Origin of the sequence: Achromobacter sp. MYb9 (assembly GCF_002975275.1) — a bacterium.
Lineage (GTDB): Bacteria > Pseudomonadota > Gammaproteobacteria > Burkholderiales > Burkholderiaceae_B > Achromobacter.
In genome coordinates this window covers 195144-211246 of sequence record NZ_PCOQ01000006.1, presented here as the reverse complement: position 1 = coordinate 211246, position 16103 = coordinate 195144, and the positions used below count along the sequence as shown (strand labels likewise).

The 16103-nt window shown below is 66.9% G+C and carries 13 protein-coding genes; 10 read left to right on the top strand and 3 right to left on the bottom strand.

Features of this window, described 5'->3' with window-relative positions; translation table 11 throughout:
• Positions 1–21 precede the first annotated feature (21 nt).
• Together CQ050_RS12070 and CQ050_RS12065 are read right to left on the bottom strand one after the other, a co-directional pair.
• Positions 22–807: an alpha/beta fold hydrolase gene (locus tag CQ050_RS12070; RefSeq protein ID WP_105557060.1), complete on the bottom strand. Its 786-nt coding sequence runs from the start codon at positions 805–807 to the stop codon at positions 22–24.
• Positions 804–1397, bottom strand: a complete 594-nt coding sequence (locus CQ050_RS12065) for an amino acid synthesis family protein (protein WP_105557059.1) — start codon at positions 1395–1397, stop codon at positions 804–806. The genes CQ050_RS12070 and CQ050_RS12065 overlap by 4 nt, the downstream gene beginning before the upstream one ends.
• 123 nt (positions 1398–1520) lie before the next feature.
• On the opposite strand from CQ050_RS12065, the gene CQ050_RS12060 reads away from it, so the two are divergent.
• Positions 1521–2429: a LysR family transcriptional regulator gene (locus CQ050_RS12060; protein ID WP_105557058.1), complete on the top strand. Its 909-nt coding sequence runs from the start codon at positions 1521–1523 to the stop codon at positions 2427–2429.
• Positions 2430–2433: 4 nt separating this feature from the next.
• On the opposite strand, the gene CQ050_RS12055 is transcribed toward CQ050_RS12060, so the two are convergent.
• Complete coding sequence (locus CQ050_RS12055; RefSeq protein ID WP_105557057.1) at positions 2434–3339, bottom strand: LysR substrate-binding domain-containing protein; 906 nt, start codon at positions 3337–3339, stop codon at positions 2434–2436.
• Positions 3340–3441: 102 nt separating this feature from the next.
• Here CQ050_RS12055 and CQ050_RS12050 point away from each other — a divergent pair, with 102 nt between their 5' ends.
• The 9 genes from CQ050_RS12050 (at position 3442) to CQ050_RS12010 (ending at position 15928) form a co-directional block, all read left to right on the top strand.
• The gene (locus tag CQ050_RS12050) at positions 3442–6999 is read left to right on the top strand and encodes an indolepyruvate ferredoxin oxidoreductase family protein (RefSeq protein WP_105557056.1); all 3558 of its coding nucleotides are present in this window, start codon (positions 3442–3444) and stop codon (positions 6997–6999) included.
• Between the two features lie 85 nt (positions 7000–7084).
• On the top strand, positions 7085–7987 hold the full coding sequence (locus CQ050_RS12045) for a LysR family transcriptional regulator (protein WP_105557055.1): 903 nt from the start codon (positions 7085–7087) through the stop codon (positions 7985–7987).
• Between the two features lie 152 nt (positions 7988–8139).
• On the top strand, positions 8140–9114 hold the full coding sequence (locus tag CQ050_RS12040; RefSeq protein ID WP_105557054.1) for a tripartite tricarboxylate transporter substrate binding protein: 975 nt from the start codon (positions 8140–8142) through the stop codon (positions 9112–9114).
• An 8-nt stretch (positions 9115–9122) separates the two neighbouring features.
• A complete protein-coding gene (locus CQ050_RS12035; RefSeq protein WP_369868273.1) occupies positions 9123–11141 on the top strand; it encodes an aconitase family protein in 2019 nt (672 codons plus the stop codon).
• Positions 11142–11426: 285 nt separating this feature from the next.
• Positions 11427–12293, top strand: a complete 867-nt coding sequence (locus CQ050_RS12030; RefSeq protein ID WP_105557053.1) for an N-acyl homoserine lactonase family protein — start codon at positions 11427–11429, stop codon at positions 12291–12293.
• Between the two features lie 11 nt (positions 12294–12304).
• Positions 12305–13285, top strand: a complete 981-nt coding sequence (locus CQ050_RS12025) for an ABC transporter ATP-binding protein (protein ID WP_105557052.1) — start codon at positions 12305–12307, stop codon at positions 13283–13285.
• Positions 13282–13995: an ABC transporter permease gene (locus CQ050_RS12020; protein ID WP_105557051.1), complete on the top strand. Its 714-nt coding sequence runs from the start codon at positions 13282–13284 to the stop codon at positions 13993–13995. The genes CQ050_RS12025 and CQ050_RS12020 overlap by 4 nt, the downstream gene beginning before the upstream one ends.
• Positions 13992–15377 (top strand): GldG family protein, encoded by a 1386-nt coding sequence (locus CQ050_RS12015; RefSeq protein WP_105557050.1) that lies wholly within the window; start codon positions 13992–13994, stop codon positions 15375–15377. The genes CQ050_RS12020 and CQ050_RS12015 overlap by 4 nt, the downstream gene beginning before the upstream one ends.
• Entirely contained in the window at positions 15374–15928 is a 555-nt protein-coding gene (locus CQ050_RS12010) for an electron transporter SenC (RefSeq protein ID WP_105557124.1), read from the top strand. The genes CQ050_RS12015 and CQ050_RS12010 overlap by 4 nt, the downstream gene beginning before the upstream one ends.
• Positions 15929–16103: the final 175 nt, after the last annotated feature.

The window sequence follows — 16103 nt, the reverse complement described above, 5'->3', positions numbered from 1 at the left end:
GGCGATGGCCGATCGCCTCTGTCAGGCGGGCGATTCGGCGGTTTTCGGCAGTAGAAATGCTTGCAGGGCCGATGCCACCACGGCGGGAGCTTCCACCGGCAGCATATGCCGTTGGCCTTCCACGACCCGGGCTCGGCCGTCGGGCAGCGCGCGCGCCAGGCCCCGGGTCATGCGGGCAGTGGACCCAACATCCTGTTCGCCTGTCATCGCAAGGGTCGGGCAGGCGATATCCGGCGCTGCCTGCCCCAGTATCGGATCGCCCTGCGCGAACAGCCGGTATGCCACTAGGAAGCTGGCGCGGTCGTTGCGGACCAGGCGCTGGCCGATGGCGGCCACCCGCTGCGGGCGTGTGGCCAGGAATTCGGGCGTGAACCAGCGTTGCAGCGATATCGCGGCAGCGGCCTCCACATCCTGGGTGGCGGCCGCGGTCAGGCGGGCCGTCACGGCGCGGGCCTCTTCTGGCGTGCGCTGGAACACCGTGCTAAGCAACACCAGGCGTTCGACACGCTGCGGTCGGGCGGCGGCATAAGCCCCCGCGATCAAGCCGCCCATGGAATAGCCCAGCACGCTGGCGCGCTGCCAGCCGGCCCGGTCCAGCTCGGCGTCAAGCTGCGCGATGAAGTCCTGCACGCGCGCTTCGCCCGTGAGGCCCGGGGCCGCGCCATGGCCCAGCAGGTCGTAGCGCAGCACCTCGAAATCTGGTTCCAGCAGCGGAACCAGATCGTCCCATAGCGTGTGATCCAGCCCGACGCCGTGCAGCAGCACCAGCGGCGCGCCCTGGCCGGAGCGACGGCGGGGCGCGCTCATTTCGATTGCGCCTCTTGCGCCAATTCCTGCAGATCGGAATAGCGGTTGCCGATCCGGTGATGGGGGCGGCCAGAGGTGGCGGCGCCCAGCGCGATCACGATCTCGTCCGGCGCGGGGGCATCATTGATATTGGTCTGCACGGTCAGGTAGTGTGACCGCAGGCCTTCGTCCAGCTTGTGCATCAGCGGCACCGAGATCACGCAGCCCGGACCGCCGCGCGTATTGGTGAAACTGAGGTAGCTGGTGCCGCCCACGGCGTTGCGGTAGGCGTTGCCGAAGCGCAGGGTATGGATCAGCGCCGACGCATGTTCGACTTCACCGGCGGTGCCCACCACGGCGGCCTTGCCGTAGGCTTCGATCTGGTCGGCGGAACCCGCCTGGCGCAGGATCTCTTCCACCAGCAACTCGCCCAGCGGCGGCGCGGCTTCCAGGATCTGCGGGCGCAGGTCTTCCTGGAAAGGCAGGCCCGCCCACGGGTTACGGATCACGGCGGCCGCCACGATCATGATCAACGGCCGCTCGGCCGCCTTGCCGCCTTCAATGCAGGTCTTTTCGACGTAACTGACGATTTTTCGCACTTGCAAAGCCATTCCGCTGCTCCCATGCATGCTTGATGAACGATGCCTGCATTGTTGAGGGCGGCCTGGAATTTTGACAATCCAAATTAACGTAAGTTAATTTCGGAAAACCTGAATTTTGTCTGTTGCGACGCCATGCCATCCCCCTTGAAGATCCAGCACCTGCGCCAGTTCCTGCTGGCCGCCGACCACGGCAGCTTCCGCTTGGCGGCCGAGGGCACGCACCGTTCGCAGGCCGCGGTGTCGGCCGCCATGCAGGACCTGGAGCAGCAACTGGGCGCGCCCCTGTTCGAAGCGGGCAAGCGGGCGCAACTGACGCCGTTGGGCCATGCAGTGGCGCCGCTGCTGCGTGAACTGCTGGCCACGCATGACCGCGTGCTGGATGCCGCGCGCCAGCTGGGCATGGGCCATACCGGACCCGTGTCGCTGGCGGTGATGCCGTCGCTGGCCGACGAATGGCTGCCAAAGCTGCTGGAGCGCTACGCCCGCAGCCACCCGGACATCCGCATCCGCGCCCTGGATGAATCGTCGCAGGATGTGCACCGGCTGGTGCTGACCGGTGAAGTGCAGGTGGGCGTGGCGGGCCAGGTGCCGCGCACGGCCGAGGTGGCGTTCACGCCCGTTGCGCGGGATGCGTTCGGGCTGGTGTGCCGAAAGGGGCATCCGCTGGCGCGCCGGCGTGGCCCGGTGCCGTGGTCGGCGCTGGAAGCCGAACGCCTGATCGGAAACGCCACGTTCGACAGCTTGAAGAGCCGGCAACTGGGGCACGTCATCGACGATCCGGCCATGGTGGTGTCCAACCGCGCGTCGTTGCTGGCCAGCGTGGTCGGCGGCTTGGGCGTTACGGTGCTGCCGGTGCTGGCGCGGCCGGCGGTCGGCTCGGGCCTGGCCTTCGTGCCGCTGTCTGAACCGACGGTGGAGCGCATTGTCGGCGTGCTGACGCGCAAGGAAGAAACGTTGCTGCCGTCGGTGGCGGCCATGCATGCGATGGCGCTTGATTCGCTGACGCGGTTCACGCGCCGCAAGGGGGCCGTGCTGGTGTAGCCCCCTACACCCCGCAAGCCACCATCATGAACTGTCGAAAGGCATCGGCCGGCTTGGCCAGCCCCGCGCGGGGATGCCACAGCAGCCCGGCCTCCATGGGCGGCACGGCGTCGGTGATGGGCAAGGCCTCGATCTTGCGGCCTTCCAGCGACCAGGGGCGATAGACCATGTCCGACAGCATGGTGACGCCGAAGCCATGCGCGACCAGCCCGCGCAGCGCTTCCATGGACCGCGTGCGCAGGGCGATATCGGGCCGCAGGCCATGCGTGCGCCAGTAGTTCAGCGTGGACCGTTCACCTTCGTCCACCTCTAGCAGAATGTAGGGATAGCGCGCGATGTCGGCCAACGACGGCGCCGAGGCGGACAGCAGCGGATGGCCGGACGCCGTCCACAGTTGCCGCCGCGATCGCACCAGGACCTGATGGCCGAATCGCTCGCGCTTTTCTACATTGGACAGCAGCGCCACGCCCAGCTCGACGTCGCCGCTGGCCACCGCCGCTTCGATGTCCGGGCGGTCCAGGTCCACCAGGTCCAGCACCACCTCCGGGTAGCGCCGGCGGAAGCGCGCCAGCAGGTCGGGCAGGAAATACCCCAGCACCGTGTACGACGCGGCGATGCGCACCGTGCCGCGCAGCGCATAGCGCTGAAAGCCGGGCTCGCGGATGGCGTCGTCCAGCGAATCCAGAATGTCCTGCGTCCGCCGATGAAAATTATGGCCTTCCGGGGTCAGCGTGACGCCGTGCGGATGGCGGTCGAACAGGCGCACCCCCAATTGGGATTCCAGGGCCAGCACGGCGTTGGTGACGGCCGATTGCGAAACATGTTCGTCGGCCGCCGCCATGGAAAAGCGGCCAGTGCGGGCGGCCGCCGCGAAATAGCGCAGCTGGCGCAGGGTGACGTCGTTAGCCATCTGTTTTTCGAATACCTGCTAGCTGAAACTATGAATATACGATAACCAACAGCGTTCCTACACTGCGGAAAACACTCAAATCCGCATGCAGGAGACAAGCGCGTGAACGCCCCACTACCCCCAGGCGTGGCCGATACCCATGGCCTGACGCTCGACGACAAATACACCCGGACCACCGGCCGCATCTATCTCAGCGGCACCCAGGCGCTTGTGCGCTTGCCGTTGTTGCAGAAGCTGCGCGACCAGCAGGCCGGCCTGAACACCGCCGGCTACATCTCCGGCTATCGGGGCTCGCCGTTGGGCGGCCTGGACCAGGCGCTGTGGAAGGCCAAGAAGCACCTGAAGTCGCACGACGTCGTGTTCCAGCCCGGTGTGAACGAAGACCTGGCCGCGACCGCCGTCTGGGGCTCGCAGCAGTTGAACCTGTTCCCGGGCGCGACCCGCGACGGCGTGTTTGGCATGTGGTACGGCAAGGGGCCGGGCGTGGACCGTTCGGTGGATGTGCTCAAGCACGCCAACTCGGCGGGCTCGTCCGCGCACGGCGGCGTGCTGATGTTGGCGGGCGATGACCATGCCGCCAAGTCCTCGTCGGTAGCGCATCAGTCGGAACATGTGCTGATCGCCAGTGGCATCCCGGTGCTGTACCCGTCCAATGTCCAGGAATACCTGGATTACGGGCTGCACGGTTGGGCCATGAGCCGCTACACCGGGTTGTGGGTGGCGATGAAGTGCGTGACGGACGTCGTCGAGTCCAGTGCATCGGTGGATGTGGATCCGGCGCGCGTGCGCATCGTGCTGCCGGACGAGGCGTTGCCGGAGGGCGGTCTGAACATTCGCTGGCCGGATTCGCCGCTGGCGCAAGAGGCCCGCTTGTTGGACCACAAGTGGTATGCCGCGCTGGCGTATGTGCGGGCGAACAAGCTCAACCGCGTGGTGCTGGATTCGCCCCGGGCGACGTTCGGCATCATGACGGCGGGCAAGGCGTATCTGGATGTGCGTCAGGCCCTGAACGACCTGGGGCTGGACGAGGCGGCCTGTGCCGAAGCCGGTATCCGCGTCATGAAGGTGGGCTGTATCTGGCCGCTGGACGCGCAAGGCGCGCGCGAATTCGCCACGGGCCTGAAAGAAATTCTTGTGGTCGAGGAAAAGCGCCAGATCCTCGAATACGCGCTGAAGGAAGAACTCTACAACTGGCGCGACGACGTGCGGCCGCGCGTGTATGGCAAGTTCGACGAGCGCGAGCATGGCGGCGGCGAATGGTCCACGCCGCGGGGCGGCTGGCTGCTGCCGGCGCGCTACGAGCTGTCGCCCGCGCTGATCGCCCGCGCCATTGCCGCGCGGTTGGACAAGGCCGACCTGTCTTCCGGCTTGCGCGCCCGCATCGCGGCGCGGCTGGCTGTGATCGATGCCAAGGAACGCGAGGCCGCGCGCCCGACGCTGGTGGAAGAGCGCAAGCCCTGGTTTTGCTCGGGTTGCCCGCACAACACCTCCACCCGCGTGCCAGAAGGGTCGCGCGCGGTGGCTGGCATCGGCTGCCATTACATGGCAATGTGGATGAACCGCGACACCGACACCTTCAGCCAGATGGGCGGCGAAGGCGTGGCGTGGCTGGGGCAGAAGGATTTCACCCGCGAACGCCATATCTTCGCCAATCTGGGCGACGGCACCTATTTCCATTCGGGGCTGCTGGCAATTCGCGCCGCGGTCGCGGCGCGCGCGTCGATCACCTACAAGATCCTGTACAACGACGCCGTCGCCATGACGGGCGGCCAGCCGGTGGACGGCGTGCTGACGGTGCCGCAGATTGCGGCGCAGATGCAGGCGGAGGGGGTTGTGAAAACCGTGGTGGTCACGGACGAGCCAGAAAAATATGCCGGCGCGGCGGCGTTGCCGGGCGGCATCGACGTGCATCATCGCAAGTCGCTGGACGACGTGCAGCGCGCGCTGCGCGAGATCGAAGGCACGACGGTGCTGATCTACGACCAGACTTGCGCCACCGAGAAGCGGCGACGCCGCAAGCGCGGCGATTACCCGGATCCGCTGCGCCGGGCCTTCATCAACGACGCGGTATGCGAAGGCTGCGGTGACTGCTCGGTCAAGTCCAACTGCCTGTCGGTGGAACCCCTGGACACGCCGCTGGGCACCAAGCGCCGCATCAACCAGTCGTCATGCAACAAGGACTTCTCGTGCGTGGAAGGGTTCTGCCCCAGCTTCGTCACGGCCGAAGGGGCGGTGCTGCGCAAGCCGGCCCTGGCAGGCGCGACCCAGCCGCCGATGCCCGAGGCGCCATTGCCGGATCCCGCGGCCATCGCCGCGGGCGCGGCCTACCGCATGGTGATCGCAGGCGTAGGCGGAACCGGCGTGGTGACGATCGGCGCGCTGCTGGGAGCGGCCGCGCACATTGAAGGCAAGGGCGTCACCGTGCTGGACATGGCGGGCCTGGCGCAAAAGGGCGGCGCGGTGCTTAGCCACGTGCAACTGGCCAACAAGCCCGAAGACCTGCACGCCACCCGTGTCGCGCTGGGCGAGGCCGACCTGGTCATTGGTTGCGATGCGCTGGTGTCGGCGTCGCCCGAGGTGCTGTCGCGGCTGCGCCCCGACCATGGACGCGCCGTGGTGAACAGCGCGGCGGCGCCCACCGCGGCATTCCTGTCGCAGCCGGCCTGGCGTTTTCCTGGCGCGCAGGCAGAGGCGGCCGTTGCCGCAAGCACGGGCGGCAACTGTGATTTCATCGAGGCAGGGCCGCTGGCCGAAGCCTTGCTGGGCGATACGATCTACGCCAATCCGCTGCTGCTTGGCTACGCATGGCAAAAGGGCGGCCTGCCCTTAAGCTACGACAGCTTGCGTCGCGCGATCGAGATCAATGGCGTGTCGGTGGATAAGAATCTGGCCGCCTTTGAACTGGGCCGGCAAGCCGCGCATCGCGGTGTGGCGGCGTTGCGCCCGTCCAAGGCCACGCAGGCGGCCGGGCAAGTCGTTGCATTGCCCGAATCGCTGGACGGGTTGATCGAGCGGCTGGCCGCGCATGTCGGGGCCTACCAGGACGCGGCCTACGCGGCGCGTTTTCGCGCGGCCGTCGAGGCCGTGCGGGCGCGCGAATCGGCGATGCCCGAGGGGCGTCGCCATGAGGTGACGCGCGCGGTGGCGCGCAGCCTGGCCAAATTGATGGCCTATAAGGATGAATACGAGGTGGCGCGCCTGTACACGGACCCGGCGTTCAAGGCCAAGCTGCAGGCCCAGTTTGAAGGCGAGCCCGGGCGCGACTACCGGCTTCGCTACTACCTGGCGCCGCCCGCGTTCGCGCGGCGCGATGCGCAGGGCCGCCTGCAGAAGCGCGCTTTCGGCGCATGGGTCGGCGTGGCATTTCGCATGCTGGCCCCCATGAAACGGGTGCGTGGGACCTGGCTGGATGTATTCGGCAAGACCGCCGAGCGCCGCATGGAGCGCCAGCTGGCTGCCGACTTCCTGGCGCTGGCCGACGAGTTTTCGCGCACGCTGGATGCCGGCAACCGCGACGCCGCGCTAGCGCTGGCCAACCTGCCGGACGCCATCCGCGGGTATGGCCACGTCAAGGAGAACAACGCGCATCAGGCGCAGTCGCGCCAGGCAGAGCTGCTGGAGCGTTATCGCCACCCGGAACGCGAAACGCGGGCCGCATAGGGAAAAGGCGGCAGACGGGCGGGGGATCGCCTGGTGTACGATTCCCCGTCAATGCGGATCACGCCGCGTATTTGTTTGCCCGGCCATGGAAAACCTTCTGCGCAAAGTTGATCTGACCTCGCTTCGCCTGTTTGTCGCCGTCTGCCAGGAAAACAGCATCGCGCGGGCGGCCGAACGCGAGTTTATTGCGCCATCAGCCGTCAGCCGGCGTATCGCGGATCTGGAATCGTTGGTCGGGCTGCCGCTGATCAAACGCCATACGCGCGGCGTGATCGCCACCCCGGCCGGCCAGACGGTACTGCGCCACGCGCAGCAGATCATCGGCGCCGTGGAATCCATGGGGGCGGAGCTGTCGCGCTTCTATGCGGGCGTAAAAGGGAATGTGCGGGTCGTCGCCAATCTGTCGGCCATCGTGCAGTTTCTGCCTGAAGACGTGGCGGCGTTTCAGCGCCTGTTTCCCGATGTGGATATCGACCTGGAAGAACAGCACAGCCCGGATGTGCTGCGCCTGGTGCGCGAGCGCGCCGCGGATTTTGGCATCTGCAACCGCATCGCCGGCACGGAAGGGCTGGAGCAATTGCCGTACCGGCGCGACCGGCTGGCGGTGATGCTGCCGGCCCATCACCCCAAGGCCTCCGCCAGGCAACTGAGTCTGCAGGACATTGCAGGCGAGACCTTTGTGGGGCTGCGCGAAAACAGTGCGCTGACCCAACTGCTGGCGGCGCAAGCCCAGGCCTTGGGCGCCACGTTATCGGTGAAGATCCGCGTGGCCAGTCTGGATGCGCTGTGCCGCATGACGCATGCGGGGCTGGGCATCGCGGTCATGCCGCAGCAAGTTGCCGAACTCTATCTGCAATCGCTGGATGTCGTGGTGCGTCCCCTGTCCGACGAGTGGGCGCGGCGGCAGCTATGCATCGTATTTCCCGCCGAAAGCCAGTTGTCGGCCACCGCCGCCACGCTGGTCAAGTTCCTGGCGCAGCAAGGCTGACCCGGCATCTCCGTTTGCGATGGCTGGCCTGCCGAGACGACACTTCGGCAATCGGCGTGCGCTCCTTATAGTCAGGGCGCGCCCTTGAAGTGACTGGGGGGCGCGGCCCAAGCCGGGGCAGACAGACCCCGCTGCCACGACACGGAGACAACATGACCCCCACCAGATTCCTGGCGTCCTGTACGCTTGCATTCAGCGCCTTGCTGCCCGCGGTGTCCGCGCAGGCCGCCGGTTATCCCGACCATCCCATCCGCCTGATCGTGCCGACGTCGCCGGGCTCCACGGCGGACGTCGTGGCCCGCGTGGTTGCGGAAAATCTGGGCAAGGCCCTGGCGCAGCCCCTGATCGTCGAGAATCTGGCCGGCGCGGCGGGCATCCCTGGCACGCGCCAATTGGTGGCCGCCAAGCCGGATGGCTACACGCTGGCCATCGTGTCGTCCAACCACGCCATCAACCCCAGCCTGTACAAGAGCATGCCGTACGACTCGGTGAAGGACATCACGCCGATTTCGGTCATCGGCACGACGCCCCTCGTGGTGGTCGTGGCCGAGAACTCGCCGTACCGCACGATCGGCGACCTGTTGGCTGCCGCCCGCGCGCAACCCGGCAAGATCAACTATGGATCGTCCGGCAATGGCAGCGTGCTGCATCTGGCAGGTGAATTGCTGAAATCAAAGGCGGGCGTGAGCATGATGCATATTCCGTACCGCGGCGGCAATGCGTTGATCACGGATGTCATGTCTGGCCAGATCCAGGTGGCGTTCCTGGCGGTGCCGTCGGTGCTGGCCCAGGTGCAGGCCGGCAAGCTGCGCGCCCTGGCCGTCAGCACGCCCACGCGCGTGGCGGCGCTGTCCGACGTGCCGACGCTGGACGAGTCGGGGGTGAAGGACTATTCCTACGACGCCTGGATTTCGCTGATCGGGCCCGCCAAGCTGCCCGACGATATTGTGCGGACGCTGCAAGCCGCCACGCAGCGAACCATGGCGTCTTCCGCCGTGCTGAACACGCTGTCGCCGCAGGGCTTTGTGGCGCAGGGAAGCAGCGCCGAGCAGGCGGCGCAGACATTGAATGCGGAAATCCGCAAGAGCCAGGCGCTGGTCAAGGCGGCGGCGGTGACGCCTGAATGACGATGGGAATGACGATGACTGCTGCCGTGGCATTACCGGCCTGCGTGCTTGACGCGGCGCCCCGGATTCTTCTTCTTTCGCAGGATCCCGCCTGCATCCTGGCGCAACTGGACGGCACCCGCGAGCCGTCGTCCACCGTGCCCTTGCGCGACGATGTCTCCACTGACGAGATCACGCCGTTGCCGATCCTGACGCATTTCGACGAGAAGCTGGGGCGGTATCCGTATACGGGCCTGAGAGCGGGGGCGGCGCAGCCCATCGGCGTCGATGCGATCAAGCGGGCCGGCATCAATGTGGTGGTGGCGGGAAAGCGCTACGGCAAGGGCTCATCGCGGGAACACAGCCCCATGGCCGAAAAGTGGGCCGGCGTGCGGCTGGTCATCGCCGAGAGCTTTGAACGCATCTACCGGCAAAATGCGGACAACATCGGCTTGTACACCAGTACAGACCTGGGTCTGGTGGAACGCCTGCGGCGAGGCGAATCCATCACGGTGGACGAGATCGTTGCGGGCCGTGACGGCTTGGCAGCCGCCATCGTGCGAGCGGGCGGGTTGCTGGCGTTCGGGCAGCGGCACTTGCAAGGCGTGGCGCAGGCGCCTGCCGTCGGCCGGGGTGACGTCCAGGCAGCGCAGCGGAATGCGCCGCGCACGCTGTTCGAAAAAATCATCCAGCGCCACGTGCTGGAAACGCCTGTCACGCCTGCCGATGCGCCGCAAGGCGCGGGCGTTTTCGTCCGTGCCGACTGGCGCTTCATCCACGAGTACTACACCGGCATGGCCGCGCACATGCTGCATGCGCGCTTCGGCCGGCCGCTGCGGCTGGTGGATCCCGCGCGCATCGTGGTGTTCGAAGACCACACGTCGTATGTCGAGGAAAGCCCCAACCACGTCAGGGCGGGCATCGTCCCCAATATCCGCGTCATGTGCCAGGCCCAGCGCGATTTCGTCGATGCCTACCAGCTTCGGCATCACCGCACCTTGACCGAAGCCGAAGCGGCGCAGGAGGGGGGCGCCAATGTGGCGGGAATTTCGCACGCGATGATGGCAGAGCACTACGCGCTGCCCGGGCAGGTGGTGGTGGGCACCGATTCCCACACCCCGCATAGTGGCGCGCTGGGGTGTGTGGCGTTTGGCGTTGGCACAACCGACATGGCCAACGCTTTTGTCACGGGCGCCGTGCGCCTGACGCTGCCAGCGTCGCTGCGCGTCGACCTGGCGGGCGCCTTGCCGCCGGGCGTGACGGCCAAGGACATCGTGCTGCATCTGCTGGCCTTGCCAGAGATCCGTTCAGGCGCGGGCGTGGGCAAGGTATTTGAGTTCACGGGTGACGTCATTACGGGGATGTCTGTCGACGAGCGCGCCACCCTGACCAACATGACGGCCGAATTGGGAGGCTTGACCGGCATCGTGGCGCCGGACGCCGAAACCGTCCGCTTCCTGCGTGAACGCCGCGGGGTGGACGTGGCCGTCGAACCCTGGATGCACAGCGACCCCGATGCCGTCTATGCGGCGACTTTGCGCGTCGATTGTTCGGCCTTGTCGCCCCTTGTGGCCGCGCCAGGCGATCCTGGCAACGGCATCCCGCTTTCCAGCCTGCAAGCGCGACCGCGCATTGATATCGCTTACGGCGGGTCCTGCACGGCCGGCAAGCGCGAAGATTTCGATGCCTATCACCAGGTGCTGGCCTGGGCCGTGGACCGCGGCCTGCGCTTGCCCGATGGCGTGACGCTCTATCTGCAGTACGGCACCACGGCCGTGCGCGACTACTGCGTGGCGCAAGGGTATGACCGCACCTTTGCCGCGATTGGCGCGCGCATCTTGCAACCGTCCTGCGGGGCCTGCGCCAATTGCGGTCCGGGGTCGTCCACTGAACCGGGGCAAGTCACCATCAGCGCCATCAATCGAAACTTTCCCGGCCGCTCGGGACCGGGAAGCGTGTGGCTGGCCAGTCCGCCCACCGTCATGGCGAGCGCATTGGCGGGCAAGCTGGTGTCGTTCGCGGAATTGCAGGCTGGCGACGCGGCCTGACGGCTTGATCGGCGGCCCGTGCCTTTCGTCTAGGGGTTCCTCCCAATTCGGACGCCGTGAAGCCCAGCTTAATGAAACCTTAATTGGCAGCCCCCCGGCACTGCGTCAGAGTGCGCAACAGAGCAAACGGCCACCAGACGCCGTCTCGGGCGGCGATGCCATCCGTCTCGCAGTCAGCCCCGCACAGCACACACCTATCAAAAGAAACCCGGGACACACCGGGTGGCTTGCTATCGGCCGTCGCCGCCAGGCGGCGGCTTTCCCTGTTGGTCCGAGGAGACAACAATGAGCAAGAGCTGGAAGACGTTTGCGGGTGCATTGGGTACGGTGGCAGTCATGGCGGCAGGCGGTGCGCACGCCGCCGACGCGTCGCCGGACATCAAATTGATGCAGCTTTCGGTCGGCAAGATCGAGCTGGACAAAGGCTTCATGACGGCGATGGTGGACGTCGGCACCAAGATCAAGATTCCGGTGCCGGCATACGTGATCCAGCATCCACGCGGGCTGGTGCTGTTCGATACCGGCATGAACCAGGCCACCGCCGATGGCAACTGCGCCAACTACTGGGGGCAGGGCCTGTGCGGGGCGTTCAATTCCATCCAGGGGCGCGACGAGGTCGTGGACCGGCAACTGAAAGCCGCCGGTTTTGACGTCAGCGATGTGAAGTACGTCGTCTATTCGCACTTCCATCTGGACCACGCCGGCAATATCAAGATGTTCCCCAAGGCCAAGCACGTGGTGCAGAAGGCCGAATTGCGCGCCGCCTGGTGGCCCGAGAAGTTCCAGCGCGCCGCCTACGTGATGAAGGACTTCGACACCACGCGCGACTACGACTTCATCCAGGTGGAAGGCGACTTCGACCTGTTCGGCGATGGCTCCATCGTGCTGCTGGATACCAAGGGGCACACGCAAGGCCATCAATCGTTGCAGGTGAAGCTGAAGAACACCGGCACGGTGCTGCTGGCGGCGGACGCCATCTACACGGGCGAGAACGAGGCGGGCGTGATTCCCGGCATTACCTGGAACACGGCGGCATCCATGCAGGCCATCGACCGTCTGAAGCAGATCCGCGACGCGCGCCAGGGCCAGCTCTGGTACAGCCATGATGCGGAGCAACATGCGCAGAACGCCAAGACCAAAGTCTTCGACTGACGGAGCGCGCCATGCAGCCGGCGGTTGCCTTGCACGAGGTCTGCAAGTCGTTTGGGCCGCGTCAGGTCCTGCATTCGCTGAGCCTGTCCGTCAGGCCCGGTGAAATCGTGGGCCTGCTGGGTCCGAACGGCAGCGGCAAGACCACGACCCTGCGCCTGATGGCGGGATTCCACGCCCCGGACAGCGGCCGCATCACGATCTGCGGGCGCGAGCCGGCGCCGGGGCGCGGCAGCGCGGACATCGGCTATCTGCCGGAACGCGCGCCGCTCTACGACACGCTGACGGTGACGCAGTACCTGCAGTTCGGGGCGGGCGTGAAGGTGGAGGGCGGGGCGCCTGCGCGCCGGCGGGCCATCGACCGCGCGATCGACGGCTTCGATTTGCAGGGCGTGGCGCGCACGGTGATTGGCCGGCTGTCCAAAGGCCAACGCCAGCGCGTGGGCTTGGCCCAGGCTGTGCTGAACGACCCGCCCGTCTTGCTGCTGGACGAGGCCACCAATGGCCTGGATCCGGTGCAGATCGTCGAGGCCCGCGCGATGATCCGCCGTTGCGCCGAGGGCCGCGCCGTCGTGTTCAGCAGCCACTTGATGCAGGAAGTAGAGGCCCTGTGCACCCGTATCGCCATCCTGCGCCAGGGCCGCCTGGTGGAGGACGCCGCATTGGGGCAGGCGCAGTCGGCCCTGCAATTGCAGCTGGCGTTGCCGGCGGCAGGCCATCCGGCGCTGCATGCAGCCCTGTCGGCCTGCCCGGGCGTGCGCGGCGTGGATGCCGCGCCGTTGGGCGAGGGGCTGAGCAAGTGGCGTATCAGCTGGGAAGCGGACGAAGGCATGGGCCTGCGTCAAAACCCCGGCGAAGCGACGTGTGACGCCGTCTTGCGCATTGTGCTGGCACACGCCGAAGTGCGGGCCGTGCTGTCGCTGCACGATGCGGTCGAAACCCGGCTGCTCGCCGCGCTGGCGCCCAACGATCCCTTGCTGCGGAGGCGTGCATGAAAGGCTTCGGTGCTTTGTACCGGAAGGAACTGCGTACCGATTTCGGATCCCCGGTGGCGCTGGTGGTGGTGGCGGTCTTTTGGGCGTTGTCGGGCTACCTGTTCAGTTTCAATCTGTTCTTCGTCAGTACCGGCCAGATGGTGACGGCGTTCCACAACATGACGATCTTGCTGATCCTGGTGATGCCGCTGGTCAGCATGCGGGCGTTTGCCGAAGAGGCCCGACAGGGCACGCTAGAGCTGCTGTTGACCTTGCCGCTATCGGATGCGGCGCTGGTGGCGGCCAAGTACGCGGCCGGATTGACGGTGCTGGCGTTGATGCTGGCCGGCACGACCGCCGCCGTGTTGCCGCTGGCCTGGTACGGGCAGCCCGATTACGGGCCGATCCTGGGCGGCTACATCGGCGTGTTTCTGTACGGCGCGCTGTTCCTGGCGATAGGCATTGCCGTATCCAGCGCGTGCAGCAACCAGATCGTCGCCGCCAGCGCGACGTGGGGCATCCTGGTGCTGCTGTGGTTCATCGACTACCCCGCCGCGCTTGATGCGTTTCCGGCGCTGTCGCCGTTCTTCCAGGCCCTGTCCCTGTCGGCGCAGCATGTGGACTTCATCCGGGGCGTCCTGCCCGGGCCCGCCACCGTGACGCTAGCCAGCGTCGCCGTGCTGGCGCTGATGATCGCCGCGGTCAACTTGAAGCGTTGGAGGCTGCGATGATGCCGCGCGCGCCATGGCGACGCGCCGGCAAGCGTCTGTCGCTATGGTTGCCCGTGGTGGCGGTGGCCGCGTTGCTGCTGGCGCTGAACCTGTGGGCCGCGCGCCATCTGGGCCGCATGGACCTGACGGCGCAACGGCTCTACAGCCTGGCGCCGGAAAGCGTCGAGGTGGCTCGCCAGATCAAGCAGCCCGTGACGGTGACGTGGTTCTACGACCTGCGCAACAAAAGCATGGTCGACGCTCTGGAACTGCTGCGCCAGTATGAACACGCCAATCCGCTGATCCGCGTGCGCGGCGTGGACCCGGCGCTGCGCCCGGCCGAGGCGCGCGAGGCCGGCATCCAGTTCGCGGGCAGCGCCGTGCTGACGGCCGATAGCCGCAAACTGACGATCAATGGCGGCACCGAAACCGACTTCACCAACGCGTTGATCCGCATCAGCCAGCGCGGCGCGCAAACGGTCTGCTTCACGCAGGGGCATCGCGAAGCCGTGCTGGACAGCCTGACCTCGCTGGACGACCTGGAAGACCATGGCGACGACGAGAACCTGGTGGCGCGTGTGGAGGTCCATGAACAACATGGCATGGCGATGGCGCGCAATGCCTTGCAGACCCTGGGATACGCGACGCGCGGCGTGAATGCCGGCAGCCTTGCGCAGGCGCTGCCGGCTTGCGCGGTGCTGGTGGCCGCGGGCCCGCGCACGCCGTTCGGCGACGATGACGCCCAGGCGTTGCGCCATTGGACCGCGTCGGGCGGCAAGACCTTGCTGCTGCTGGAACCCGATACGCGGCATGGCCTGGAGGCGTTGCTGGGTGACTTCGGCATCGCCCGTCCGCCCGGGGCATTGGCGGACCCGGGCAGCCATTACCGCAATGATCCGGGCAGCCCCGCCGTCAGCGACTACACGCGCCACAAGATGACGCGCGGCTTGCCCCTTAGCTTCTTTCCCGGCGCGGCGGGCCTGGAGCCCGCGGGCGACAGCTTGCCCCAGGGCGTCGTCGTGACGCCCCTGGCGCAAACGTCCGTCCAGGCGCATCTGCCCGGCCAGCCGGCGGGGCGCTATACCTTGATGGCACTGGCCACCCGCAACGCGCAGGCGGCCAGCGTGGACGGCGCGGCGCACCCGGCGCTATTGGTGGTGGGCGACAGCGACTTCGCCACCAATCGCCATTTCGCCACGCTGGGCAACGGCGCGTTGTTCACCAGCGCGGTAACGCTGCTGGCGGGCCAGGACGCCTTGCTGACGATCCGGCCGCGTCACTACGAAGGCCGTCGCGTCGAGCTCACCAACCGGCAGATGCGGACGGTGTTCTGGACCAGCACCGTCGCCTTGCCCCTGCTGGCGCTGATGCTGGGATTGCTGCTGTGGTGGAGGCGGCGGTGAAGCCCGCGCGCGCCATGTGGCCGCTGTTGCTGGCGACGGGCGTGGGCTTGTCGGCGTGGCAATGGCACGAGGCCGCCGAGGGCCCGGCCAGCCATGGCGGCCATACGCATCTGCACGACGACGCCGGCAAACCGGCGCGCCTGTATGCCTGGGATGCGGCCCAAGCCGCGCAAGTCACGCTTGCCACGCCAGCGGCGTCGGTGACGTTGGCGCGCGGTGGGCAAGGCTGGGCGGCCACGCCCGTGGGCCTGGCCAGCGGCTTCGACGCGGCGCAGTTTCTGGCCCTGTTCTCGCAAGCCCGCAGCGACCGCGTGCTGACGCCGCATGCCGACCAATCTTATGGATTGAATCCCCCCCGATTGCGGATCGACATCCGCGACGCCGCCGGCCTGCGCCTCGCCCAAATGGCGGTGGGAGCGCTGGCGCCGGACGGACTAGGCCGTTATGTGCAATTGCCTGGCGAAGCGCAGATCCGCATCATCCCCGACTACCAGACACGTGCGCCGATGGCGGCGATGCTGCAGGTAAACCCGGATGTGGAAATCCCGTAGCTGGCCGTCTCTCTATCGCTTGTGAAGCCCGGCTTGCACAAAGATAAATAGGCGCTGAAAAGGGCGCTACCTATACTTCGTTTCCATTATCGGACGGGTAATAGCCGGCGCCTTCACCAGCCTGGCGAGCCGTCCACATAAGCGCCTTGCGGCCCGCTTCGCCTTGCATCGAAGT